We start from the raw sequence: 24,129 nt of genomic DNA, 5'->3' as shown, positions 1-24,129 counted from the left end.
AAGCGCGAACGCCATCCCCTCGGGAACTCCGCGTCGAATCCTCGAACAGCTCCGAACAAGAACCGCGGCCGGGGGAACAGAGTCTCGTACGTTCTCGTACACGGCAGAGGACTTCGCCGTTCGGCCGTTCGGACGAAGGTCCAAGGCCGCTTGCCACACCCGTCCCGGAATAATCGCGTCACAGCAGTTCAGGAGCGATTCCATCGGAACCGAAGGGAGGAATGACTCGTGCCTGATCCCGAGATCGACCCGAAAAGGATCAACTCCCGCGAGGAATTCGGCCAGGCACTCGAGGCTCTCTGCCTGCGAGCACGCTTGAGCTTGCGCGAGGCCGCCCGCAAGGCCGGGATCCCGGTCACGACGCTCCACGGCTACGTTCGAGGTCGCACTCTGCCCCAGCGCGGCGGCGGCTCGGGGTTCGCCGAACTCCTGAAAGTATTAGGGATACACGACGCAAAGGCGCACGATGAATGGTTCGACGCGATTGAACGGATCCGCCGACGCCCCGGTCCGGAGCCGGCCGGCGGCCCGGTCCCGTACCGGGGCCTGGAAGCGTTCGACGAACAGGACACCGACTGGTTCTTCGGACGAACTCGTATCACGGACTTGATCCTGAGCCGGATCCGCAACCGTCCCTCCCGCGGGCGTCCCCTGTTCGTCGTCGGCTCGTCCGGCGTGGGCAAGTCGTCGGTGCTCAAGGCCGGGGTGACGCCGGCGCTCTCCCGTGCCGGTGAAGGTGATCGTCTTGTCCTGTTCATGACGCCCGGGCAGAAACCTTGTGCACGGCTCGCCGGCCTGCTCGGGATCGACGCAGCGGAGGTTTCCCGGCAAGTCGCAGCCGATCCCGCGGAGCTTTCCCGGCATCTTCTGCACCCCGCTCTGCGCGAACGCCTGGACGCCGAGGGCCGGGGAGGCGCAGTTCTGATCATCGACCAGTTCGAGGAAGTGTTCAGCGCGGAAACCGATGAAGCCGAGCGGCAGACCTTCCTGCACGCGATCGGCTACCTCGCCGACGGGCTCGCCAGCGGAGCCGCGCCGACCGTCGTCGTGCTGGGCATGCGCGCCGACTTCTTCCCCCAGGCGACCGGCGACCCGATGCTCGCCGCGGCGCTCAACGACGGCCAGGTGGTGATCGCTCCGATGTCGCGGGGCGAACTCACCGACGTCATCGCCGGACCCGCCAAGAAGGCCAGGCTCTCGCTCGAACCCGGTCTGGTCGACCTCATCCTGCGGGAATTGGCGCCGGCGGGCTCGACCGCGGCGTGCGATCCCGGAGCACTGCCCCTGCTGGCCCACGCTCTCCGCATGACCTGGGAACGCCGGGAGAACGGCCGGCTGACGGTGGCCGGGTACAAGGAGTGCGGGGGCATCCGGCGAGCCGTCGCGCAAACGGCGGAAACCATCCACGAGGAGCTGGGGCCGGCCGGGCAGACGCGGGCGCGCAGCATCTTCCTCCGGTTGGTCCACACCGGTGATGCGCTTCCGGACACCCGCCGCCGGGTCCCCGCGGCGGAGATCGAGGACCGTTCGGTGGACGACGTGTCGACCGAAGTGCTGGACCGGTTCGTGAACGGACGGCTGCTGACCATCGCGGAGGACGGCGTCGAGATCGCCCACGAAGCCCTGATCCTGGCGTGGCCACGACTCCGGACCTGGCTCGACGACGACCGCGCCGGTCACGCCCTGCACCGACGTCTCGGCTTGGCCGCGCGGACGTGGCAGGAATCCCGCGAAGACGACGACCTGCTGTACCGCGGCGGTCTGCTCGCAGCGGCGAACGAGTGGGCTGAGCAGCCGGGGCACGACGCCTTGCTGAACGCCGCCGAGCGCGATTTCCTCCTCGCCTCCAACGATCGTCACCGCATCGAGCAGCGCGACCTGCGCACGAGACGGCGGGTCCGGCGCGGGCTCATCTCGATCATCGCGGTCTGCGTCCTGTTGGCGAGCGCGATGGTCAGCTACGCCGTCACACAGTCGGCGGCGAGCGCTCGGCAACGCGACCTGAGCCAGTCCAGGGAACTCGCCGCACAGGCAGATCGGTTCCGGACGAGCGACATTTCCCTGGCCGCGCAGTTGAGCTTGGAGGCATACCGCATCTCGCCGACCCCGCAGGCGAGGGCGAGTCTCCTCGATGCTTCGGCCAGTCCACTGGCCATGCGGCTGCTCGGCCCCTTGCAGGTTCTGCAGGCTGTAGCCGCGAAGCCGGACGGTACTCTCCTCGCGACCGCCGGCACCGGACGGCAAGTCCAGTTGTGGACTCGTAACCCCGGCGAACTGCCCGTCCGCGCGGGCCCGCCGTTCCCGGCGGCGGACGACACGATCTTCACGCTCACCTTCTCGCAGCCCGGCGATGTCCTCGCCACCGGGGGAGGCGATCGCCGGGTGCGGCTGTGGGACGTCACGACACCGTCGAATCCGGTGCCGCTCGGCGATCCGCTCACCGGGTTCGGCAACACGATCTACTCGGCCGCTTTCAACCCCGCCGGCACGCTGCTGGCGATCGGATCGGCGGACGAAACCGTGCGTTTGTTCTCGACCGTGGATCGGACCCGGCCCGCCCTGCTGGCCACGTTGACGGACTTCGCCGGCTTCGTCCAGGCGGTAGGTTTTGCCGCGGATGGCCATACACTGGCCGCGGGCGGCGCGGATCGCACTGTCCGGCTCTGGGATGTCGCCACGCCGACCCGACCGGTACCGTTGGGGCCCGCACTCGGCGGGGCGACCAGCAAGGTGCTGAGCATCGCTTTCTCCGAGGACGGCCGCACACTTGCCGCCGGGAGCGCCGACAAGAACGTTTATACGTGGGATCTCGCGGACATCCACCGCCCGGTGCCCGCCCCTCCGTTGGCCGGAGCGACCGGCCGGGTCAACGGAATCGCCTTCGCCCCGGATGGGATCACACTCGCGGCAGGCAGCTCCGACAGTTCGGTTCGCATCTGGGACCGGACCACGGGCCGGGTGATCGTGTCGCTGCCGCACCCCGGACCGGTCACCGGCGTCGAGTTCCTCGACGACGGCGCAGTGCTCGCGACCGTGGCGGCCGACGGCGTCACCCGACTCTGGCCGGTGCCCGGGCAGCGGATCGGGAACCGCGCGAACAGCGTTTTCTCCCTGGAGTACGCGGGCAACCACGACACCCTGATCACCAGCGCGGGCCTCCTGCCGAACACGACGGAACTGTGGGACACGACGGACCCGGCGCGACCGGTGCGACGCGGGATGCCCCTGGTGAACTCCCACCCCGGCGACAACTTCTCCGGGTCGGTGGCCGTCAGTCCCGACGGCCGGACCGCCGCGACCGGGCTCGACAACGGTTACGTCGTTCTCTTCGACGTTTCCGATCCCGACGTTCCCCGGGCGCTTGGCCCGCCCCTGCACGCCGCCGGCAGCTTGGTCGAAACCGTGGAGTTCAGCCGGAACGGCCGGCTGCTGGCGGTCGGCACCGATGAACGGACCGTCACCGTGTGGGACGTAAACGACCAGCGATCGGCCACCTTGGTGACGACCCTGCGCGGGCCGGGCAACAGCGTCTACTCCCTCTCATTCAGCGACGACGACACCCTTCTGGCGGCCGGCAGCCTCGACGGAAAGATCTGGCTCTGGGACATCAGCCGTCCTCGGGCGCCGCAGCCGCTTCCGCCGCTCACCGGCTTCGACAGCTACGTCCACTCCGTCGTATTCGCCCCGAAGGGAAAAGTCGTCGCGGCGGGCAGCGCGGACAAGACCGTCCGCCTGTGGGACCTCGCTGATCCGCACGCACCCCGCACACTCGGCAATCCCTTGGTGGGCGCGACCAACTACGTGTACTCGGTGGCTTTCAGTCCTGACGGCAAGACGTTGGCGGCGGGCGGGTACGACCACACAGTCTGGACCTGGGACGTGACCACTCCGGACGCGCCGCGGTGGCTGGCGACCCTGACTGCCGCGCAGGACTCCGTGTTCGTGGTCGAGTTCGCCCCGGACGGGCACACCCTCACCGCCGGAACCGCGGAGAAGGCGATCCGGATGTGGGAGACCGACCCGGCCCGCGCAGCCACCCGAATCTGCGCCGCCGTGGGCCAGCGGATCACCGATGCCGAGTGGAGCCGTTATGTGCCGGATCGACCTTACGAACCGCAGTGTTGACCCCGGAAGCCGGCCCTGGTCATGTCAGCGAGGCTTTGTCAACCCGCGAATAGTGTTGGTAAATCACCACTGGCAGCGCCCTACGGAAGTCGGCTCCGGGGCTGGCTGACAGCCGGTAAATTCTCGACAGCGCGCGCAAATCCGGCAAATCCCCGTCCCCCCACGAGGAGTCTTCCGATGTCGAGGAAGTTCGCTCTGGCCGGCGCCGTCGCGCTGGCCCTGGCCGTGACGCCGATCGCCGCGGGCACCGCGTCCGCCGCGCCGGCCTCCACCCAGCAGGAAGCCGCCGTCACGACGGTCTACTACAGCACCGCCAGCGCGCCGTCGTTCCGGTCGGTGATCAACGCGGGTGCCGCCAACTGGAACAACAGCGTCACCAACGTCAGGCTGGTCGAGCGCAACTCCGGCGCGAGCCTGCGCTACACGGAGGGCAACGACCCGCGCGGCTCCTACGCCTCGACCAACGGGCACGGCAGCGGCACCATCTTCATCGACTACACCCAGGCCCGCCAGTACAACCCGACCCGCATCGCGGCGCACGAGACCGGCCACGCCCTCGGGCTGCCGGACCACTACTCGGGCCCGTGCTCGGAGCTGATGTCGGGTGGCGGCCCCGGCCCGTCGTGCACCAACGCGGTGCCGAACGCGGCCGAGCGCAGCCGCGTGAACTCGCTGTGGGCCAACGGCCTCGTGGCGACGAACCAGCAACGGGTCTACGAAACGATCTACGGCTTCTGATCCACCGCCGGTGAGCGGCCCCGGGGACGATCGTCCCCGGGGCCGCTTCGCGACTACTTCACGCGGCGACGCTCGTCCTCGTCGACGACGTCCTCCGCGAGCTGCCAGCCCCCGCGGCGGCGCAGCACCACGCCGTAATACACCGCCGCCAGCACGACTATCCCCGCCGTCACGATCAAGCTCGGCCGGCCGACGGCCGGGTCCAGCAGGTTCTGGTACACCACGAACACCAGCACCGCCAGCGCCAGGATCGGGGCGACCGGGAACCACGGCATCCGGTAGCGCGCGTGTGCCGTCGTGCCCGTGCGGCGGCCGTTGAGCGCTCCCAGGCAAAGGGCCGCGTACACCGCCACGATCGAGGTGCTCGTCACCACCAGCAGCAGCTTCGGGTCGACGTAGCACAACAGCGCCGCCACGATGCCCGTGCCGATCGTCGCCAGCCACGGGGTGCCGAAACGCGGGTGGACCGCCGACAGCGCTCGGTTGATCGCGCCCGGCCAGGCGCGGTCGCGGCCGCTGCTGAACACCAGGCGGGAGCTGATCAGCACGATCGCCAGCACCGCGTTGACGATCGCGAGCGCCACCGCGAGGCTGATCACCGTGTCGAGGGTGCCGCCGCCGCGGGCGGAGATGAACGCCGACAGCATGTTGTCCGCGCCGAACAGCTGCCCGAGGTCCGGGGCGCCCAGCAGGACCGCCGTCACCGGGACGAGCTCGGCGACCACGGTGATCGCCAGCGCCAGCAGGATCGCCCGGGCGATGCCGCGCGGCGCGTCCTGCGTCTCCTCGCCGAAGTAGACCGCCGAGCCGTAGCCGTTGTAGGCGAACATCGCCACGGCCATCGCGATCGCGATGGCGCCGACGGTCGCCGGGCCGCCGTCCGCGGCGACCGGGTGCGCGATCAGGTCGGTGAACGGCCGGGCCGGGTGCAGGAACCCGAGCGCGCTCACCACCACCAGCGCGAGGATCTCGATGGCGAGGAAGACGCCGGTCACCCACGCGTTCAGCTTGATGTCGAACACGCCGACCACGGCGGCCAGCACGCACGTCGCCGCGGCGACCGCCGGCCCGGGCAGGCCCGGCCACAGCACGCTCAGGTAGGTGCCGACGCCGAGCGCGATCACCGCGACGATGAGCACCTGCGTGATGATCATCAGGCCCAGCACGGCGAACCCGGGCAGCCGGCCGAGCGTGCGCGCGACGATCGCGTATTCGCCGCCGGCCAGCGGGAACGCCGACGCGAGCTCCGCGTAGACGAACGCCATGAACACCCCGACGACCGCCGCGGCCGCGAAGCTGAGGAACGCGCCGGTGCCGGCGCCGGTGAGCACCCCCGGCGCGATGATGAACACCGACGACGCGGGGCTGATCGCCGAGAGCGTGATGAGCAGGGTGCCGAGCGTGCGCAGGCCGCGGCGGAGGGCGGGGGTGGTCACGAGCGGGCCTCCAGTTCTTTGAAGCTCCTTCGAACAACCAGGTGACCACGCATCAAAGGCGCTCACCAGCAACAAGTCAAGAGCTTGCTTTTTTCGAAGATCCTTCGAAGAATGACCCGCATGGCACGACCGAGCAGGGCCCCCGAGCGGCGGGCCGAGCTGATCGCGGTGGCGCGCCGCGCCGTCGTCGAACGCGGGGTCCTCAACCTCCGGCTGCGGGACATCGCCGACGGCGCCGGCCTCTCCTCGGGCTCGGTGCTCTACTACTTCCCCACCCTCACCGACCTCCTGCAGGAGGTGCAGCACGAAGCCGTCGAACGCTTCTGCACCCAACGGGAGGAGTCCGCCCGGCACGGGACTCCGCGGGACCGGCTGCTCGCCACGATCCGCGGCGGCCTGCCGAGCGGACCGGACGACGAACTGTGCGTCCTGCTCTACGAGCTCGGCACGATCGCCCGCCGCGACCCCGCGTACGCCGCCCGGCACGTCGCGCTGTACGAGCGGCAGGTGCGGATCTACACCGGGATCCTCGAGGCCGGTGCCGCGACCGGCGAGTTCACCCTGACCGCCGACGCGGTCGCGATCGCGCGGAACCTCGTCGCCCTCGAAGACGGCTACGGCCTGCACCTCACCCAGGCCGTGCCGACGCTGGAGCGGGCCACCGCCGAAGCGATGCTGCTGTCCTACGCCGAAACGGCCTGTACCTTGGAGGACCTCCGATGACCCGCGCCCGCGACCTGGGCATCGCGCTGCCCGGCCGGCCCGGCACGCACAACGCGCTCACCGACGTCCCCGGCGTCGAAGTCGGCTACACGACGCTGGTCGAGGGCGAATCCGTGCGTACCGGCGTCACCGCGGTCCTCCCCCGCGGCCGCGAAGGCTTCGCCGTCCCGTGCGCGGCCGGGACGTCTTCCCTCAACGGCAACGGCGAGATGACCGGCACGGCGTGGCTCGCCGAGACCGGGTCGCTCACCCTGCCCGTGCTGATCACCAACACCCACGCCGTCGGGCCGTGCCACCGCGGCGTCATCGACTGGGTGGCGCGCGAGCGGCCGGACGTCGCGGCGGAGTGGCTGCTCCCGGTGGTCGCCGAGACGTGGGACGGCTACCTCAACGACATCAACGCCCCGACCATCCACAGTGGACAGGCGGTCGCGGCGATCGACGCGGCCCGCCCGGGTGCCATCGCGGAGGGCTCGGTCGGCGGCGGCACCGGGATGACCTGCTACGGCTTCAAGGGCGGCACCGGCACGGCGTCCCGGACCGTCGCCCACGGCGCGGACGAGTACACGGTGGGCGTGCTGGTGCAGGCCAACTTCGGCAGCCGGCGCGAACTCACCGTCGCGGGCTCGCCGGCCGGGCTCGCGCTGACGGCGGACAACCCGATGGAAGAGTGGGCGGCCGCACCGGCCGGCGCGGGCTCGGTGATCGTCGTCGTCGGGACGGACGCGCCCCTGCTGCCGGGCCAGTGCACGGCGCTCGCCCGCCGCGTCCCGCTCGGCCTGGCCCGCACCGGCACGACGGGCTCGCACTTCTCCGGCGACCTGTTCCTCGCGTTCAGCACGGCGAACCCGGGCGCGCTGACCAGCACGTTCCCGCGCACGGCCGAAGCCGAGTACGAAACGCTGCGGTTCGTGCCGTGGGGCCGGATCGACCCGTTCTTCGAGGCGGTCGTGCAGGCCGTCGAGGAGGCGGTGCTCAACGCGCTGGTGGCCGGTCGCGAGACGACCGGCCACCGCGGCCGCCGGGTGCCCGGGCTGCCACTCTCGCACTGGCTCGGGTGACCCGGCCGCTGGTTCAGTTCAGCTGGAGGTAGTCGAGTTCGGCGTAACCGGTGCCGCCGGCGAAGAACGGCGCGCCCTTGGCCAGCCGGATCACGTTGTAGCCCGCGTGGAGGCTGACCGACGTGGAGACCGTGCCGAAGCGGCCCCAGCCGGCGGTAGGCGGATAGCTCACCGTGGACCAGGCGCCGCCGTTGTACGCCAGGCCCTGGGTGGACGTCGCGCCGGTGCCGTTCGCGTAGCCGATGGTCATCGTGTAGGCCCGCGCGCTCGGCACGTTCACGACGAAGTCGACGTAACTGTCGTCGCGGGAGTCGCCGGAGTTGTCGATGCGGCCGACGTAACCACCGTTGGACGCGGTCGTGCTCGACAGCCGTTGCGCGCGGAAGACCGACGCGTTCTCCGCCTCGTACCGCTGCTGGTACGCGGGCACGCCGCTCGCCGGCTCGACCACCAGGTGGTAGGCGCTCGTCGCGGACATGTTCGGCACCGGCACGGTGATCTGTCCATTCGAGACGGTGTAGGTCGACGTCGAAATCGCGGTCGGCGCGGTCACGGCGGTGAACCGGCCCGACGACGGCGTCGACTCCAGGGTGACGCGGACCGTGCCGCTGATCCCGGTCACCCGCACCGAGTTGGTCCCGGCCTCGTCGCCGAAGACGACGTCGACGCGGTTGCGGGTGGCGTCGTAGGAAGCGAACCCGTCGAGCCCGGTCTGCGCCGGTGGCGTCGTGGTCACCATCGAGCCGGCCATGTCGCCGTACCACTTGTACAGCCACCACGTCCCGGTCGGCTGTGTGTTGTTGACGACCAGCCCGTTGACGGTCCCGTACTCGTACCAGAACGCCCGGTCGGCGCCCGCCACGCCGGCGCGTTCCAGCTTGGCGACGTAGTTCGCCACGCGCCCGGGCACGTCGACCTCGTCGGTCCAGGCGTACTCGTTGATGAGGATCGGCCGCGCGCTGATGCCGAGCGAAGACTCCACCGCGCGGTACGCCGAGACGTCGGCCGCGATCGACGCGCTGCTGTGGCCCAGCTCGTGCCAGACAACGATGTCCGGCACGGTGTTGGTGTTCTTCGCGGCGGTCAGGAACGCCCGCATCCGGTCGGTGTTCCAGCTCGAGTAGCCGGGTCCGGCGACCGGGGTCACCGTGTCACGGGTCCGGATCCGCTGGACCGTCCGCGCCCACCCGGCGTTGAAGTCACCCGCCGCGGCGGTGTTCCACGTGCCGTCGGGCTCGTTCCAGATCTCCCACGCGGCGACGTTGCTCACCGACGTGGCCGCCAGCCGCTTCGAGACCATCGTGTCCACTTTGGAGAGCCAGTCGTCCCAGCTCACCCACTTGTAGGGGAAGTCGGGGTAGATGTCCGGCAGCCGGATCACCTGGGCGGCGCCGACCCGGTCGGCCTGCGGCGCGACCAGCAGCGCGTCGCCACCGGGCGGCTGGCCGTTGGGCTTCTGCCCGACGCCCGGCGGCGGCTGGGTGAGGGTGTTGAGCTTGAGGGGCAGCAACGTCGAGTCGGCCGGCCGACTGTTCTCGGCCAGCGCGTAGAGGCCGCCCGCGGCGGCGTGCGTCACCGGCCGGAACGCGGCCGCGGCGTCCACCACCAGGGTGTGGCCGGCGGCCGCCGCCGGGGCGACCGTGAGGCCTGCCAGGACGACGATCGCACTGAGCAGGACGGGGGTTCTGGACATCGGGACCTCGATCGGTGTCGGGGACGGGGAAGTACGGGATGAGGCTCGGTTCGGCGGCCGCGGGGTCACCGCCGGGTCCACTGCTGGTTGGCCCCGCCGCCGCAGGCCCAGAGGATGATCTTCGTGCCGTTGGCGGTGGCCGCGCCGCTCGCGTCGAGGCACAGCCCGGACAGCGCGTTGGTGATGGTGCCGTTGCTGTTCAACGTCCACTGCTGGTTGCGCTGGCCGTTGCAGTCCCAGATGACGACCGCGGTGCCGTTGGCCGTGCCGTTGTTGTACGCGTCCAGGCATTTGGTGCCGTTGACGACGAGCTGGCCACGCACCGGCGCCCACGTCTGGTTGGGCCCCGCGGCGCAGTCCCACAGCTGGGTCTGGACGCCGTTGGCGATGCTGTTGTCGTTCACGTCGAGGCAGCGGCCCGACTGCGTGCCGGCCACCTGGACGCCGTCGGTGCCGGGCAGCGGCAGGATCGCGACGTCGGTGAGCTGCGGCGACGTCCCCGAGAACGTCAAGGAGTTCGTTCCCTTGCCCAGGGAGACGATCGCGGAGACGGTCTTGGCCGCTCCCCCGTTCGCCGGGAACGCGACGACGGTCGGCTGCTGGCCGTTCACCGCGAGCGCCGGGGTCTGCGTGGTCGTCGCACTGTAGGTGAAGGTCGCGACGGCCAGGCCCGTGGCGGCCGCGGTGATCGTCGTGCCGTGCGTGGACGCGGCGTCGGTGCCCTGGACGGTCAACAGGACCGAATCGTTCGCCGGGACGCTCACGCTGTAGCCGGTGGCGTAGCTGCCGTTGTCCGTGGCGGCCCAGAGGTTCCGCACCTTCGCCGAGGCCGTCGTCAGCCCGAGGTCGGCCCACCGCGCGGTCATCGTCGCCGCCGAGGACGTCCGGTTGAGCAGCAGCACCGCGCGTTTCCCGGCGCCGCTCAGGACTTTGCCGTACACCTGCAGGCCCGCGGCGTCCTCGGCGACCTTCATCCCTTGCAGCCCACGCGAATCCTGGTCGACGGCGATGAGTTCCCGGTTCTTCAGGATGCTCGCCGTTTCCGCGCTCATCGTCGCGAGGTTGTTGCCCGCCAGCAGCGGCGCGCCGGAGATCGCCCACATGCCCAGTTCCGTCCGGCCTTGCGCGGCGGTCAGCCCGGGCATGCCCACGGTGAGCATGTCGGGGTCGTTGACGTACCCGGTGTGCTGCGACACGGGGTGCTGCGCCTGGTCGAAGTTGGTCAGGGCCTGCGGGAGGGTCGCGCTCTGGCCGTAGTAGATGATGTCCGTGCTGGTGCGCCACATCGGGGCCGTCCCGGCGCCCCAGTTCCACGGGTTCTTCCGGCCCCAGTCGCAAATGGACAGTGCGAGCGCGCGGCCGGTCTGCGCGGTCGCGGCGCGGTTGGCGTCGCTGATCGCGCGGTAGGTGCTCGCCGGGTCGAGGCCCTCGGCGTCGCCGCCGCACCAGTCGACCTTGACGAAGTCGAAGCCCCAGCGCTGGAACTGCAGCATGTCCTGCAGGTAGTGGCCTTCGCTGCCACTCCCGGGCGCGGCGGGGCGCCCGGTCGGGAAGTAGTAGCCGCAGCCGTCGCGCCCGGCGTCGGTGTAAATCCCGGCCTTCAACCCCTTGCCGTGCAGGTAATCCGCGATCGCTTGCATGCCGCCGGGCCACTCGGCGGTGTCCACCGTGATGTTCCCGGCGCTGTCGCGGGTGCCCTGCCACCAGCCTTCGTCGATGTTGACGTAGGTGTACCCGGCGTCCTTCAGGCCGGCCGAGACCAGCGCGTCGGCTTGGGCCTTGATGACGGAATAGTCGATCTTGGCGGCGAAGGAGTTCCAGGACGCCCAGCCCATCGCGGGGGCCGGGACCGGGGCTTCCGCGGCGCTCGCGGTCCCCGCACCGAGGAGCGTTCCGGCGAGCAGCACGAGCACGGACAACGCATGGCGCAGCTTCATGGCAGGGCTCCGACTTCGTCGTCGAAAGTGTTAGCGTTAACATTCCGGGCTACGGGTGAATTGTTGACCTCCGGCGATTCCCGCGTCAACCGGCGGATGGTGGAAAGTCGCTCAGCGGGCGGTCTTCAGGTCGATGACGACCAGCCCGAGCACGGCGAGCCGGTGCGCGGAGTGCGCACGCTAGCCCCAGGTCAGGAAGCGGTAGTGCAGCCCGGTCGACGACTCCTGCCACTCGCCCGTGGCGTCCGGCGCCCGGCCGACGTCCGGCGCCCGCGTGTCACCCTCGAACGTCTCCCGGATCTCCGTGACGACGATCCGGTCCGCGAAGGGCAGCGCCGCCGTGTACACCGCCGCGCCGCCGATCACCCAGCCGTCACCCGACACCGCGTCCACCGCGGGAGCCAGGTCCGGGAACGTCTCGACGCCCTCCTGCGGGGTGGCCGACAGCACCAGGTTGCGCCGGCCCGGCAGCGGCCGGAACCGCGGGGGCAGCGACTCCCACGTGCGGCGTCCCATGAGGACGGTCGCGCCCGCCGTCAGCGTGCGGAAGTGCTTCAGGTCCTCCGGCAGGTGCCACGGCAGGGTGCCGTCGCGGCCGATGACGCCGTTCGCCGACTGCGCCCAGACCAGCCCGATCACACCGCCACCGGCGCTTTGATGCCCGGGTGCGGGTCGTAGCCGTCGAGCGCGATGTCGTCGTAGGTGTACTCGAAGAGGCTGCTCGCCTCCTTCAGGCTCAGCGTCGGGAACGGCCGCGCGTCGCGGGCGAGCTGCTTGCGCACCTGCTCTTCGTGGTTGTCGTAGATGTGGCAGTCGCCACCGGTCCAGATGAAGTCGCCGGGGCGCAGGCCCACCTGGTCGGCGATCATGTGCGTGAGCAGCGCGTAGCTGGCGATGTTGAACGGCACGCCGAGGAACAGGTCGGCGCTGCGCTGGTACAGCTGGCACGAGAGCTCGCCGTCGGCGACGTAGAACTGGAAGAACGCGTGGCACGGCGGCAGCGCCATCTGCGGGATCTCGCCGACGTTCCACGCCGACACGATGATCCGCCGCGAGTCCGGGTTCTCACGCAGGGTGCGCAGCACCTCGGCGATCTGGTCGACGTGCCCGCCGTCCGGGGTCGGCCACGACCGCCACTGGACGCCGTAGACGGGGCCGAGGTCGCCGTCCGGCGCAGCCCACTCGTCCCAGATCGTGACACCGTTGTCCTGCAGCCACCGGACGTTGCGCTCACCGCGCAGGAACCACAGCAGCTCGTAGGCGACCGACCGGAAGTGGACCTTCTTCGTCGTGATCAGCGGGAAGCCGTCGTCGAGGCGATAGCGCAGCTGGTGCCCGAAGATCGACCGCGTGCCGGTGCCGGTGCGGTCCGCCTTGCGGGCGCCGGTGTCGAGAACGTGGCGGAGCAGGTCTTCGTACTGCGTGTCGGGCATGTCCGCGAGCCTAGACGAGCCGCTCCAGATAGGCCCGCAGCATCGCCTTCAGCTGGTCGAGCAGCGCGGCGGCGCCGTCGGGGTCGGCGCGGAACGCCTCCTGGATGACCGCGTCGGCGGCCAGGAACGCGGTGCGGCACGCCGTCGCGGCCGCTTCGTCGTCCCGGAGCCGGCCTTGGGCGACGAGCACGCGGTGCACCCCGGCGGCCATCACGCGCTTGTGGGCGACGTCCGCCTCCCGCGTCGCCTCGGTGAGCCCGCGGCCCAGCCACAGGGCGCGGAAGCCGGGTTCGGCGCGGTAGAGCGCGGCGAAGGCGTCGACCAGCAGGCCGACGGGGTCTTCCCAGGTCTCCCGCGCGGCCTGGTCGGTGAATGCCGTCATCAGGTCTTCGAGGCGGGCGAGGTAGCCGTCGGCCAGGGCTTCGGTGATGGCGTCGCGGTCGGGGAGGTACTGGTAGAGCGTCCCGACGGAGACGCCGGCCGCGGCGGCGACCCGGGTGGTCGTCAGCGCCTCGACGCCCTCTTCGGCGAGCAGCCGGTCCGCGGCCTCCAGCACCCGGGCGAGCTTCTCGCGAGCCCGGGCTTGGCGCGGTACTCGCCGCGGCATGCGCTCTCCAAACCTGAACGTGACTTTGTTTCGGGTTTATCCTAGCCTCGGACCATGGCAGCAGGAAGTTCGGTGCTCGACGACGCCCGGCGGGCGGTGGCCCGGGCGAGCAACGGCCTCGCCGCGGAGGGCCTGCTGATCGGCACCGCGGGCAATGTCAGCGTCCGGACCGGCGACCACGTGGCGGTGACCGCGACGGGTGTCGTGCTGGGCACGGCCGGGCCGGCGGACGTCACGGTCGTCGATCTCGACGGCGCGGTCGTCGAGGGCGAGCTGGCGCCGACGTCGGAGCTGGAGCTGCACCTGGGGATCTACCGGCGCTACGGCGCCGGCGCGGTGGTGCACACGCACTCCCCGCACGCGACCGCGGTGTCCCTGGTGCTCGACGAGCTGCCGTGCGTGCACTACCAGCAGCTCGCGCTGGGCGGGTCCGTCCGGGTCGCGCCGTTCGCGGTGTTCGGGTCGGCGGAGCTGGCCGCGGGCACCCTCGCGGCGCTCGAGGGCAAGGCGGCGGCGCTGCTGGCCAACCACGGCGCGATCGTCCACGGCCCGACCCTGGAGGCGGCGATGGACCACGCGCTGCTGCTGGAGTGGGCGTGCGGCCTGTACGTCCGGGCGGCGACGCTCGGCGTGCCGCGGGCGCTGGACGACGTGCAGCAGGAAGCCGTCGTGACCGCGGCGGGCCGGCACGGCTACGGCCGTCCGCGGCGGCTGGAGGACGAGTGACGCAGACCGTCGTGACGCTGGGGGCGCACGTGTTCGACGTGCAGGTCCGGCCGGTGTCGGCGATCCCGGAGGGCCAGGGCGCGGCGCTGGTGGAGCAGATCCGTTTCGGCCCGGCGGGGACGGCGGCGGGCACGGCGGTGACGCTGGCGAAGCTCGGCGCCGACGTGCGTTCCGCGGGTGCGGTGGGCGACGACCCGATCGGCGACCTGCTGCTGGCGATGCTCGCGAAGTACGGCGTCGACACGTCGCTGGTGCTGCGGCGTTCCGGGGTGCAGACGTCGGCGTCGGTGCTCCCGATCCGTCCCGACGGCAGCCGGCCCGCGTTCCACGTCCCGGGTGCGAACCTGGGTTACGTGCCGTCGGAGTTCCCGGCCGCGTCGCTGGCCGGCATGACCCATCTGCACCTGGGCGGGCCGGAGCTGATGGGCGGCGCCGCGGCGGCTTCCCTGCTGGGCCCGGCTCGGTCCGCCGGCGTGGTGACGTCCGCCGACCTGCTGGCGCCCGGCGACCCGGGGGTGCTCGCCTGGATCGACCCTGCGTTGTCCTCTGTGGACTACCTGCTGCCGAACGAGGAGCAGGTGCTGGGGTTGACGAGCGCGGTCTCCCTGGAAGACGGCGCCCACGCCCTGCTGGAACGCGGGGTCGGGTGCGTCGCGGTCACGCGCGGTACGCGGGGAGCACTGGTGGTGACCCCCGCCTCGACACTGGCGGTGCCGGCGTTCGAGGTTCCGGTGGTCGACACGACCGGCTGCGGCGACGCGTTCTCGGCCGGGTTCCTCCGCGGCGTGGGCCTGGGCCGGTCACTGAGGCAGGCCGCGGTGCTGGGCTGCGCGGCGGCGGGCCTGGTCGCGCAGGGGCTGGGCAGCGACCACGGCGAGTTCGACCTGGCGGCCGCCGACGCCTTCGCGGCCCAGACACCGGTGCTCCCGATCGACTAAGCACCCAATTTGCAACTTTCCCGCATCGCCACCCCTTGACTTGACGTTTTCCTGCATTCAGGATGCCTCCTGTGCAGAACGAAGCCAAGACCTCCGAGCTGGACCGCCGCATCGTGGCGGCTCTGCAGCTCAACGGCCGGGCGTCCTGGGGTGCCGTCGCCCGGCATGTCGGGGCCAGTGAGTCCACCGTGCTGCGGCGGGCCGAAAAGCTCACCGAGAGCGGGCGCCTGCGGGTCATCGGTGTCGTCGATGTCCTGCGCTGCGGCCTCGGCGTGCCCGTCATCGCCCGGCTGAAGTGCCGGCCCGGCGCCGCCGCCACCGTCGCCGATGCCCTCGCCGCCCGGCCCGATGTCCGGTACGCCAGCGTGCTCGCCGGGAGCGCCGACTGCTCCGCCGAGTTCGTCCTCCCCTCCTACGCCGACATCGCCGGCCTGCAGGAGAACGGCTTCCCCGCCGCCGAAGCCATCCGGGACGCCGAGACCTTCGCCGTCATGCGGACCTTCACCTCCAACCACGACTGGGACTCCGGCGAGCTGACCCCCGACGCCGCGAAGGACCTGCGCGGCGGTGACGTCCGGCCGTTCGAAGAACAGCACTGGGAACGCCCGCCCGAGCAGCTCGACGAGCTCGACCTCGCCCTCTGCGCCGCCCTCGGCGAAGACGGCCGGCTGCCGTTCAAGGAAGTGTCCAAACTGGTCGGCACCAGCGAGTCCACTGTGGCCCGCCGCGTCGACTCGCTGGTGCGGCGCGGCTGCCTGCGGTTCCGGACGCTCGCCGAGCCCGCCATGTTCGGCTACGCCCTGGAGTTCATGCTCTGGCTGTCGATCGTCCCCGGTGAGCTCGACCGCGCCGGGCAGCAGCTCGCCGCCCACCCCGGCACGAAGTACCTCTCCGCCACCACCGGGCGGTTCAACCTCGTCGGCCAGATCGTGCTGCGCCACTACGCCGAGCTCTACCGCCACACCACCGACGTCGTCGGCGCGCTGCCCGGGCTCCGGGAGGCCGACGTGACCCTGCAGGTTTCGACGCTCAAGCGCGCGTGGGCCCCTACGCCCGCCGCCAGCTTGGAGGACGCATGACCGACCGACCGTGGCAGTGGGACGAACAGACGTGGCGCGGGCACGTCGAACACGTCCGCGCCGGGCGCACGCTTCGCCCGGCGTCGTGGCCCGGCGGCGCGAAGGTCGCCGTCGCCCTGTCCTTCGACTCCGACCACGAGACGCCGTCCCTGCGCGACGGTGACGTCCTGCCCGGCAAGATGGCGCAGGGCGAGTACGGCGCCCGCGTCGGCGTGCCACGCATCCTCAAATTGCTGCGCAAGTACAACGCCCCCGCGTCGTTCTTCATGCCCGCCGTGTCGGCGCTGCTGCACGAGGGCGAAGTGAAGTCCTATGTGGACGCTGGGCACGAAGTGGCGCTGCACGGCTGGATCCACGAGCGCAACACCGCACTCACCGAGGCCGAGGAGCGCGACCTCGCCTTCCGCGCCGCCGACGTCCTGGAGGGCCTGGCGGGCACGCGGCCGGTCGGGATCCGGACGCCGTCCTGGGACTTCTCCGCCCACACCCTCGCGATCACGCGCGAGCTGGGCCTGACGTACGACTCTTCGCTGATGGCCGACGACGACTGCTACGAACTCCTCGAGCACGGCGAGCCGACCGGGATCGTCGAGCTGCCGGTGGAGTGGATCCGCGACGACGCGCCGTACTTCATGATGGACCGGTTCGCCTCGCTGCGGCCGTACACCCCGCCGCGCGGCGTGCTCTCCATCTGGCGCGACGAGTTCGACGCGGCCTACGCCGACGGCGGCCTCTTCCAGCTCACCATGCACCCGCACATCATCGGTCACCGCTCGCGCCTCGCGATCCTGGCGGAGCTCCTCGACCACATCGCCGGCCACGGCGGCGTCTGGTTCGCCACGCACGCGCAGATCGTCGACCACGTCCGCCAGGAGCAGCCATGACCACTGTGGACACCGTCGTCAGCCACCGCTTGACGGCTCACCAGCGCAAGGCGATCGTCGCCGGCGCCGTCGGCAACACCGTCGAATGGGTCGACTGGGCCGTCTACGCGACCTTCGCCCCGGTGTTCGCCGGCCAGTTCTTCGCCGGTGGCAACGAAACCACGGCACTGCTGTCCACTTTGGCCGTGTTCGCCGTCGGGTTCGTGATGCGGCCCATCGGCGGTGCGGTGCTCGGCGCCTACGCCGACCGCCGGGGCCGCAAGAAGGGCCTGACGCTCACCATCTCGCTGATGGCCGGCGCGTCGATCCTCATCGCGCTGACCCCGACCTACGCGCAGATCGGCGTGCTCGCCCCGATCGTGCTGCTGCTGGCCCGGCTCGTGCAGGGCTTCTCCGCGGGCGGCGAGTTCGGTTCGTCGTCGGCGTTCCTCATCGAGTCGGCCGCGCCCGGCCGCCGCGCGTTCGCCGGTTCGTGGCAGCAGGTCTCGGTCGGCCTGGGGTCCCTGCTGGCCGCGCTGATGGGCACCATCCTCAACTCGACGCTGTCCGACGCCGACCTGCGCGGCTGGGGCTGGCGGCTCGCCTTCGGCCTCGCCGGCCTGCTCGGCCTGGTCGGGCTGTGGCTGCGGGTGTCGGTGCACGAGACCGAGGCGTTCCGGAAGATCAGCGCGAAACCCCGGCGCAACCCGCTGGTGGCGATGCTGCGCGACCACCCGAAAGCCGCGCTGCGCGTCGCCGGCGTGACGATCGCCGGGACGCTGATCTACTACGTGTGGGTGTCCTACATGCCGGCCTACGCCCACCTGGCCACCGGCATCCCGCTCAAGACCGCGCTGCTGGCCAACACCCTCGCCATGGTCGTGTTCATCGCGCTGCTGCCCTTCGGCGGCCTGCTGTCGGACCGGATCGGGCGGAAGGCGACGATGACCGCGTTCGCCGCCGGGTTCGTCGTGTTCGCCTGGCCCGCGTTCCACTTCCTGGGCAACAGCTTCTGGAGCGTCTTCGCCATCGAACTGATCGGGCTGGTCCTGATCGTCGGGTATTCGGCGAACTGCGCGGTGATCATGGCCGAGCAGTTCCCGCCGGAGGTCCGCACGACCGGCATCGGGCTGCCGTACGCGCTCGCCGTGGCGCTCTTCGGCGGGACCGCGCCGTACGTCACGACCTGGCTGAACGCCAACCACCTCGGCAACCTCGTGTGGGTCTACGTCGCCGTCGCCGCGCTCATCGGCGTCGCGGTCTACCTCACCATGCCGGAGACCAAGGGGAAGGAGCTGTAGTGCGGACCGTGCTCGTCACCGGGGCCGGCGGCGGCATCGGCGCCGCGATCGCGGCCCGGTTCGCCGAAGCCGGCGACCGCTTGGTCCTGGCCGATCTCCGCGCGGCGGAACTGTCCACAGTGGCCGCGGGGCTGCCGGCTGACGTCGTCGAACTGCCCGGCGATCTCGCCGACGCCGGTTACGCCGAGGGGCTCGTCGAGCGGGCCGGCGCGGTGGACGTCCTCGTCAACGCCGCCGGGATCTACCCCGCCACTCCCCTGCTGGAGCTGACGGCGGCGGTCTGGGACCGCGTCCAGGACGTCAACGTGCGCGCCGCCTTGCTCACGACTGTCGCGTTCGGACGCGCCCACGTCGAAGCCGGAACCACCGGCGCCGTCGTCAACATCTCCTCCGGCGCGGCCACCCGGGCGCGTCCCGGAGCCGCGCACTACGCGACGTCGAAGGCCGCCCTGGAGATGGTCACCAAGGCCTGTGCGGTCGAGCTGGGCCCGCACGGCATCCGCGTGAACGCGGTGAGCCCGGGTTTCGTCACCGTCGACAGCGACGCCAACCCGGTCACCGCGGCCTACGCGGCCGCGGTGTCGGTCAACCCCCTCGGGCGGCGCGGCGAGCCGCGCGAGATCGCCGACGCCGTGTACTGGCTCGCCGGCCCGGAGGCCGCCTGGATCACCGGCGCCGTCCTGCGCGTCGACGGCGGTTCGACGGCGGGGGCGGCCGGCCTGCCGCTGCACTGGAACGGGGAGACGTCCGTCCAGCAAGGAAAGGAAACGCATGTCTGACCGGCGCTCGTACACCGTCGTCGGCGGCGGCGCGATCGGCGGGACGCTCGCGTTCCACCTCGCCCGCGCCGGCCACCCGGTGTCCATCGTGGATGCCGACCCGGCTCACGTGGCCGCGATCGCGGACCGCGGCCTCACCCTGCGCGGCCCCGACGGCGACGAAACCGTGGAGCTGCCGGCTTTCCTGCCGGAGGACGCCCCGCCCACGCTCGGCCGCGTGCTGCTGGCCGTCAAAGCGCAGGCCACCGAGACCGTGCTTCCGTGGTTGACGCCGCGGCTGGCCGAAGGCGGTTTCGTCGTTTCCCTCCAGAACGGACTCAACGAAGGGCTGATCGCCGCGCACGTCGGTCCGGAACGGACGGTCGGCGCGTTCGTGAACCTCTTCGCCGACGTCGTCGAGCCCGGTGTCGTGCGGGACGGCGGGCTCGGCGCGCTGGTCGTCGGCGAGCCGGACGGGCAGATCAGCGACCGGGTCGAGGAGGTCGTCGCCGACCTGCAGGCCTGGGGCCCGGCGAAGGCGACCGCCAACGTCGAGGGCTACCTGTGGGCGAAGCTCGGCTTCGGCGCAATGCTCACGACGACGGCGCTGGCCGACGCGCCGATGGCCGACCTCATCGACCGGCACCGCCCGCTCATGCACGCCCTCGCCGCCGAGGTCCTCGAAGCGGCGGGCGACCGCGTCCTGGAGCCGTTCGACCAGTTCGACCCGGCGGCCTACCTGCCCGGTGCGTCCGGCCGCGACGCGGCGACCGACCGGCTGGTCGCGTGGCTGCGGACCCAGCCGAAGGACCGCAGCGGCATCTGGCGCGACATCGCCGTCCGGCACCGCCCGATCGAGGTGCACCACCACTACGCGCCGGTGCTCGCCGCGGTGGAGGTCCCGTTGCTGCGGGCGATGCTGACGCGGCTGCGTGACGTCGAAACGGGCGCCGCGCCGATGTCCGAAGACCACCTCGTCGAACTGGAGCGAACGCTGTGATCCGCGAACTGCACGAATGGGTGCGCGCGCACCGCCACGACCTCCTCGCCGACGTCGCCGCCTACGTCGGCATCGAGACGCCCAGCGACGACAAGGCCGCGTTGACCGCCGGACTGTCCTGGGTGGACGGTTGGCTTCGCGAACGCCTCGGCGAACCCGACCACGTCCGGGACGTCGACGGCGGCCGGTACGGCGACATCAAGGTCTACGACTTCCCCGGCACCGGCGAGCCGGTGCTGCTCCTGTGCCACTACGACACGGTGTGGCCACTGGGTACCCTGGCGAACTGGCCGTTCACCGTGGACGGTGACCGCGCGACCGGGCCGGGAATCTTCGACATGAAGTCCGGCCTGGTGCACGCGGTGTGGGCGCTGCGCGCGCTCGACGCGGCCGGCCTGCCGCGCCCGGCCGTGCGGCTGGTCCTCAACGGCGACGAGGAGATCGGCAGCCCGGCGTCCCGCCCGGTGATCGAAGAGGCTTCCGCGGGCACCCGCGCGACGCTGGTGTTCGAGGCGAGCGCCGACGGCGCGGTGAAGACCGCGCGCAAGGGCGTCGGCCTCTTCCAGGTGCACACCACGGGTGTCGAGGCGCACGCCGGGCTCGACCCGGCCAAGGGCGCGAGCGCGGTCGACGAGCTGGCCCGGGCGGTGCTCGCGCTGCACGCACTGTCCGATGTGGACGCCGGGACGACGGTGAACGTCGGCGTGGTCACCGGCGGCACCCGCCAGAACGTGATCGCGGGCGCGGCGTCGGGCGAGATCGACGTCCGCGTGTCCAGCGCGGCCGAGGCGGCCCGCATCGACGCGGGCCTCGCGGCGTTGAAGGCGCACGACCCGCGCGCGGCGGTCGAGGTGACCGGCGGCTGGAACCGGCCGGTGATGGAACGGTCGGACGCCATCGCGCGGCTCTACGAACTGGCTCGCGAGGAGGCCGCGGAACTGGGTGTCACGCTGCGGGAATGTTCGGTCGGCGGTGCGAGCGACGGCAACTTCGTGGCCGCGTTGGGCCACCCGGTCCTGGACGGCTTCGGCGCGGTCGGCGACGGCGCGCACGCCCGGCACGAGCACATCAGCGTCGAAGGGATGCTGGAACGGACGGCTTTGGCGGCCGCCGTCCTGCACCAGCTCGCCGGCTGACCGCTTGCGGTTTACAACCGGTCTTCGCCGGGTAATACTGCTCTCGTAACGCAACCAGTTCCGAGGTGAGAGCAGTGCGCGAGGCGCGGTCGAGGTGTCCGATCAACCTGTCGCTGGAGATCTTCGGCGACCGGTGGACGCTGCTCGTCCTGCGTGACGTCGTCTTCGGCGGCGCCCGGCACTTCCGCGAGCTGCTCGGCGGCGAGGAACGGATCTCGTCGAACGTGCTGGCCGACCGGCTCGCCGTGCTCGTCGAGCACGGGCTGCTCACCCGGTCCGGCGACCCGTCGCACAAGCAGAAGGTCACCTACAGCCTGACCGAACGCGCGATCGACCTGGTCCCGGTGCTCGTCCAGCTCAGCTCGTGGGGCGTCCGGCACCTGCCCGTGGCCGACCCGTACGCGGCGCGCGCCCAGGTGCTCACCGACGGCGGTCCGCCGCTGTGGGAAGCCTTCATGGACGAACTGCGCGAAACCCACCTCGGCACCCGCCGCGGACCGGCGCCCGGCGGCCCGACCGTCGCCGCGCGCCTGGACGCCGCCTACGCGGCCGCCACCGGCGGCCGACGAACGGAGTGACCATGGAAACCCGGCTCGACGAACGGTTCAGCGACCCCGGCACCGAGGCCACCGGCTGGGCCGAAACCGCGCACGCGCTCGAGAACGCCCAGATCAGCTGGCTCACCACGGTGCGCGCCGACGGCCGGCCGCACGTCACGCCGCTGGTCGCGATCTGGCTCGACGACGTCCTGCACTTCGCGACCGGCGAGACCGAGCAGAAGTACCTCAACCTCGCCGCGAACCCGAACGTCGTGCTCACCACCGGCCGCGACTCCTGGGACGACGCCCTCGACGTGATGGTCGAAGGCGCCGCCCGGCGCGTCACCGACCGGGCGCGGCTGGAACGGCTGGCCGAGGCGTGGCTGGCCAAGTGGGACGGCAGCTGGGTCTACGAGGCCACCGACAACGGGTTCCGGCAGGGCGCCCACGACGACGTGGCGGTGTTCGCGGTCGAACCGGCGAAGGTCCTCGCCTTCGGCCGCCGCCGCTCGACGACGGACGCCTCGATGCTGTCCACAGTGGAATTCACCCACACCAGCCATTCACCGTCGCGCGCCTGACCGCCCGAACCCGCGCGCACGGCGCCGGCCGCCGGTCCGCAGCCGCCCGGCGACCGCGTCCTCCAGCAGGGCGCCGACCGTTTCGCGGGCGCACGCCTTGTTCGCGCCGATGCCCCCCGACGGGCCGCGCTTGATCCACCCGGCCACGTAGGTCCCGGGCTCGACCCGCCCGGCGTCGTTCGGCACGGTCCCGGTGTCCTCGTCGAAAGGCAGGCCCGGCACCGGGACACCCCGGAACCCGGCCGCCCGCACCACGCGGCCGGCGGTGATCTCGACGTCACCGGTCACGCGGACCCCGCGGACCTCCGTGTCGCCGGTGAACTCCAGCGGGGCCGAGTGGAAGCGCAGGACGACCCGGCGCCCGCCGTCCGGGGGCGGCGACGACCAGTCCACCGGTTCGCGCGGAACCCCTTGCAGCAGCGCGGCTTTGTCCCCCGGCGAGGCCGCGTCGATCGCCTCGGCGACGCGCGGGTCGTGCGCGTCCACCACGAGGTCGCCGCGGGCGGCCAGCGCCAGCAGCTCCGAGCGCGTGTACGCGGCTTCGGAAGGCCCGCGCCGGGCCAGCAGCACGACTTCGCGCACCTTGCTCGAGCGCAGCCGGGCCAGCGCGGCCGGCGCCAGGGACGTGCCGGCCAGCGGCTCCGGGTCGGCGGTCAGGATCCGGGCGATGTCGAGGGCGACGTTGCCGGTGCCGACCACGACCACCCGCTCGGCCGAGAGGTCGACCGCGTCCGGCGGGACGTCCGGGTGGCCGTTGTACCAGCCGACCACCGTCGCGGCGGGCAGGCTGCCGGGCAGGTCTTCGCCGGGGACGCCGAGGCGGCGGGCCTCCGTGGCGCCGACCGCGTAGATCACCGCGTCGTGCCGCTCGGCCAGCTCGGGACCGGCCTCGGTGCCCAGGCGCAGCCGCAGCCGCGGGTGGTCGTGGAACCGCGCGAAGGTCTCGCCGATCTTCTTCGTCGACGGGTGGTCCGGCGCGACGCCGTAGCGGATCAGGCCGCCGGGCGTCGCCAGCCGGTCGATCAGCGTGACGCGGGAGTTGGTGTGCAGCAACAGGTCTTCGACGGCGTACATGCCCGCCGGGCCGGTGCCGACGACGGCGACGTCCAGCGGCGTGAAGTCGCTCGGCAGGACGCGGCCGAACTCCGGCGGCGACCAGCGGTGGAAGTTCGGCGCGACCGTCGCCGCGGCGAGGACGTCCCGGCCCGCGTAGAACTCCGCGTTGATCTCTTCGTAGACCTTCAGCGGCCCGGTGAGGTCACCGGCCGGGAAGATCGCGTCGACCGGGCAGGCGTCGGCGCAGGCACCGCAGTCGATGCAGGTCGCCGGGTCGACGTAGAGCATGTCGGTCGTCCCGAAGTCCGGCTCGTCCGGCGTCGGGTGGATGCAGTTGACCGGGCAGACCGACACGCACGACGCGTCCGCGCAGCAGGTCTGGGTGATCGCGAACGCCAT

At 71.7% G+C, this 24,129-nt stretch carries 21 protein-coding genes; 14 read left to right on the top strand and 7 right to left on the bottom strand.

Annotation, left to right across the window (positions count from 1 at the left end; genetic code table 11):
- Positions 1-228 precede the first annotated feature (228 nt).
- Positions 229-4,125 (top strand): nSTAND1 domain-containing NTPase, encoded by a 3,897-nt coding sequence (locus ACZ7OH_RS39415; RefSeq protein ID WP_470285566.1) that lies wholly within the window; start codon positions 229-231, stop codon positions 4,123-4,125.
- Positions 4,126-4,302: 177 nt separating this feature from the next.
- On the top strand, positions 4,303-4,863 hold the full coding sequence (locus tag ACZ7OH_RS39410; protein WP_400892636.1) for a snapalysin family zinc-dependent metalloprotease: 561 nt from the start codon (positions 4,303-4,305) through the stop codon (positions 4,861-4,863).
- A 53-nt stretch (positions 4,864-4,916) separates the two neighbouring features.
- Here ACZ7OH_RS39410 and ACZ7OH_RS39405 read toward each other — a convergent pair whose 3' ends face one another.
- The gene (locus ACZ7OH_RS39405; RefSeq protein ID WP_470285565.1) at positions 4,917-6,299 is read right to left on the bottom strand and encodes an APC family permease; all 1,383 of its coding nucleotides are present in this window, start codon (positions 6,297-6,299) and stop codon (positions 4,917-4,919) included.
- A gap of 120 nt (positions 6,300-6,419) precedes the next feature.
- On the opposite strand from ACZ7OH_RS39405, the gene ACZ7OH_RS39400 reads away from it, so the two are divergent.
- Together ACZ7OH_RS39400 and ACZ7OH_RS39395 are read left to right on the top strand one after the other, a co-directional pair.
- The gene (locus ACZ7OH_RS39400) at positions 6,420-7,022 is read left to right on the top strand and encodes a TetR/AcrR family transcriptional regulator (protein ID WP_470285564.1); all 603 of its coding nucleotides are present in this window, start codon (positions 6,420-6,422) and stop codon (positions 7,020-7,022) included.
- Entirely contained in the window at positions 7,019-8,083 is a 1,065-nt protein-coding gene (locus ACZ7OH_RS39395) for a DmpA family aminopeptidase (protein WP_470285563.1), read from the top strand. Before ACZ7OH_RS39400 ends, ACZ7OH_RS39395 begins: the two co-directional genes overlap by 4 nt.
- Positions 8,084-8,096: 13 nt before the next feature.
- Here the strand turns inward: ACZ7OH_RS39395 and ACZ7OH_RS39390 are convergent, their stop codons facing one another.
- From ACZ7OH_RS39390 to ACZ7OH_RS39370, 5 genes are all read right to left on the bottom strand, one after another.
- Positions 8,097-9,776, bottom strand: coding sequence for a carbohydrate-binding protein (locus ACZ7OH_RS39390; RefSeq protein ID WP_470285562.1), 1,680 nt, complete (start codon positions 9,774-9,776; stop codon positions 8,097-8,099).
- A 65-nt stretch (positions 9,777-9,841) separates the two neighbouring features.
- On the bottom strand, positions 9,842-11,713 hold the full coding sequence (locus ACZ7OH_RS39385; protein ID WP_470285561.1) for an RICIN domain-containing protein: 1,872 nt from the start codon (positions 11,711-11,713) through the stop codon (positions 9,842-9,844).
- A gap of 180 nt (positions 11,714-11,893) precedes the next feature.
- Positions 11,894-12,352 (bottom strand): dihydrofolate reductase, encoded by a 459-nt coding sequence (locus ACZ7OH_RS39380; protein ID WP_470285560.1) that lies wholly within the window; start codon positions 12,350-12,352, stop codon positions 11,894-11,896.
- Positions 12,349-13,146, bottom strand: coding sequence for a thymidylate synthase (locus ACZ7OH_RS39375; RefSeq protein WP_470285559.1), 798 nt, complete (start codon positions 13,144-13,146; stop codon positions 12,349-12,351). Before ACZ7OH_RS39375 ends, ACZ7OH_RS39380 begins: the two co-directional genes overlap by 4 nt.
- 10 nt (positions 13,147-13,156) lie before the next feature.
- The gene (locus tag ACZ7OH_RS39370) at positions 13,157-13,753 is read right to left on the bottom strand and encodes a TetR/AcrR family transcriptional regulator (protein WP_470285558.1); all 597 of its coding nucleotides are present in this window, start codon (positions 13,751-13,753) and stop codon (positions 13,157-13,159) included.
- Positions 13,754-13,807: 54 nt separating this feature from the next.
- Here ACZ7OH_RS39370 and ACZ7OH_RS39365 point away from each other — a divergent pair, with 54 nt between their 5' ends.
- From ACZ7OH_RS39365 to ACZ7OH_RS39320, 10 genes are all read left to right on the top strand, one after another.
- The gene (locus ACZ7OH_RS39365; RefSeq protein ID WP_470285557.1) at positions 13,808-14,479 is read left to right on the top strand and encodes a class II aldolase/adducin family protein; all 672 of its coding nucleotides are present in this window, start codon (positions 13,808-13,810) and stop codon (positions 14,477-14,479) included.
- The gene (locus ACZ7OH_RS39360; RefSeq protein WP_470285556.1) at positions 14,476-15,417 is read left to right on the top strand and encodes a carbohydrate kinase family protein; all 942 of its coding nucleotides are present in this window, start codon (positions 14,476-14,478) and stop codon (positions 15,415-15,417) included. Before ACZ7OH_RS39365 ends, ACZ7OH_RS39360 begins: the two co-directional genes overlap by 4 nt.
- Positions 15,418-15,488: 71 nt before the next feature.
- Complete coding sequence (locus ACZ7OH_RS39355) at positions 15,489-16,496, top strand: Lrp/AsnC family transcriptional regulator (RefSeq protein ID WP_470285555.1); 1,008 nt, start codon at positions 15,489-15,491, stop codon at positions 16,494-16,496.
- Positions 16,493-17,380, top strand: a complete 888-nt coding sequence (locus tag ACZ7OH_RS39350) for a polysaccharide deacetylase family protein (RefSeq protein ID WP_470285554.1) — start codon at positions 16,493-16,495, stop codon at positions 17,378-17,380. Before ACZ7OH_RS39355 ends, ACZ7OH_RS39350 begins: the two co-directional genes overlap by 4 nt.
- Positions 17,377-18,660 (top strand): MFS transporter, encoded by a 1,284-nt coding sequence (locus ACZ7OH_RS39345; RefSeq protein WP_470285553.1) that lies wholly within the window; start codon positions 17,377-17,379, stop codon positions 18,658-18,660. Before ACZ7OH_RS39350 ends, ACZ7OH_RS39345 begins: the two co-directional genes overlap by 4 nt.
- Entirely contained in the window at positions 18,660-19,439 is a 780-nt protein-coding gene (locus ACZ7OH_RS39340) for an SDR family NAD(P)-dependent oxidoreductase (RefSeq protein ID WP_470285552.1), read from the top strand. The genes ACZ7OH_RS39345 and ACZ7OH_RS39340 overlap by 1 nt, the downstream gene beginning before the upstream one ends.
- On the top strand, positions 19,432-20,418 hold the full coding sequence (locus ACZ7OH_RS39335) for a ketopantoate reductase family protein (RefSeq protein ID WP_470285551.1): 987 nt from the start codon (positions 19,432-19,434) through the stop codon (positions 20,416-20,418). The genes ACZ7OH_RS39340 and ACZ7OH_RS39335 overlap by 8 nt, the downstream gene beginning before the upstream one ends.
- Entirely contained in the window at positions 20,415-21,554 is a 1,140-nt protein-coding gene (locus ACZ7OH_RS39330; protein ID WP_470285550.1) for a M20 family metallopeptidase, read from the top strand. Before ACZ7OH_RS39335 ends, ACZ7OH_RS39330 begins: the two co-directional genes overlap by 4 nt.
- A 74-nt stretch (positions 21,555-21,628) precedes the next feature.
- Complete coding sequence (locus ACZ7OH_RS39325; RefSeq protein WP_470285549.1) at positions 21,629-22,132, top strand: winged helix-turn-helix transcriptional regulator; 504 nt, start codon at positions 21,629-21,631, stop codon at positions 22,130-22,132.
- Between the two features lie 2 nt (positions 22,133-22,134).
- On the top strand, positions 22,135-22,674 hold the full coding sequence (locus tag ACZ7OH_RS39320; protein ID WP_470285548.1) for a pyridoxamine 5'-phosphate oxidase family protein: 540 nt from the start codon (positions 22,135-22,137) through the stop codon (positions 22,672-22,674).
- Here the strand turns inward: ACZ7OH_RS39320 and ACZ7OH_RS39315 are convergent.
- Positions 22,657-24,129 carry an FAD-dependent oxidoreductase gene (locus ACZ7OH_RS39315; protein WP_470285547.1) on the bottom strand — a complete coding sequence of 491 codons (1,473 nt, stop codon included), beginning with the start codon at positions 24,127-24,129 and terminating at the stop codon, positions 22,657-22,659. The genes ACZ7OH_RS39320 and ACZ7OH_RS39315 overlap by 18 nt on opposite strands.

It is taken from the genome of Amycolatopsis sp. NPDC114478 (assembly GCF_055633805.1).
The sequence above is the reverse complement of the archived record's forward strand: the minus strand, read 5'-3'. Positions and strand labels throughout refer to the sequence as shown.

Coding starts and splice junctions, on each gene's coding strand:
- ACZ7OH_RS39400 (WP_470285564.1), top strand. CDS start 6,420: ATGGCACGACCGAGCAGGGCCCCCGAGCGGCGGGCCGAGCTGATCGCG.
- ACZ7OH_RS39395 (WP_470285563.1), top strand. CDS start 7,019: ATGACCCGCGCCCGCGACCTGGGCATCGCGCTGCCCGGCCGGCCCGGC.
- ACZ7OH_RS39315 (WP_470285547.1), bottom strand. CDS start 24,129: ATGGCGTTCGCGATCACCCAGACCTGCTGCGCGGACGCGTCGTGCGTG.
- ACZ7OH_RS39390 (WP_470285562.1), bottom strand. CDS start 9,776: ATGTCCAGAACCCCCGTCCTGCTCAGTGCGATCGTCGTCCTGGCAGGC.
- ACZ7OH_RS39335 (WP_470285551.1), top strand. CDS start 19,432: ATGTCTGACCGGCGCTCGTACACCGTCGTCGGCGGCGGCGCGATCGGC.
- ACZ7OH_RS39370 (WP_470285558.1), bottom strand. CDS start 13,753: ATGCCGCGGCGAGTACCGCGCCAAGCCCGGGCTCGCGAGAAGCTCGCC.
- ACZ7OH_RS39385 (WP_470285561.1), bottom strand. CDS start 11,713: ATGAAGCTGCGCCATGCGTTGTCCGTGCTCGTGCTGCTCGCCGGAACG.
- ACZ7OH_RS39345 (WP_470285553.1), top strand. CDS start 17,377: ATGACCACTGTGGACACCGTCGTCAGCCACCGCTTGACGGCTCACCAG.
- ACZ7OH_RS39320 (WP_470285548.1), top strand. CDS start 22,135: ATGGAAACCCGGCTCGACGAACGGTTCAGCGACCCCGGCACCGAGGCC.
- ACZ7OH_RS39375 (WP_470285559.1), bottom strand. CDS start 13,146: ATGCCCGACACGCAGTACGAAGACCTGCTCCGCCACGTTCTCGACACC.
- ACZ7OH_RS39410 (WP_400892636.1), top strand. CDS start 4,303: ATGTCGAGGAAGTTCGCTCTGGCCGGCGCCGTCGCGCTGGCCCTGGCC.
- ACZ7OH_RS39365 (WP_470285557.1), top strand. CDS start 13,808: ATGGCAGCAGGAAGTTCGGTGCTCGACGACGCCCGGCGGGCGGTGGCC.
- ACZ7OH_RS39350 (WP_470285554.1), top strand. CDS start 16,493: ATGACCGACCGACCGTGGCAGTGGGACGAACAGACGTGGCGCGGGCAC.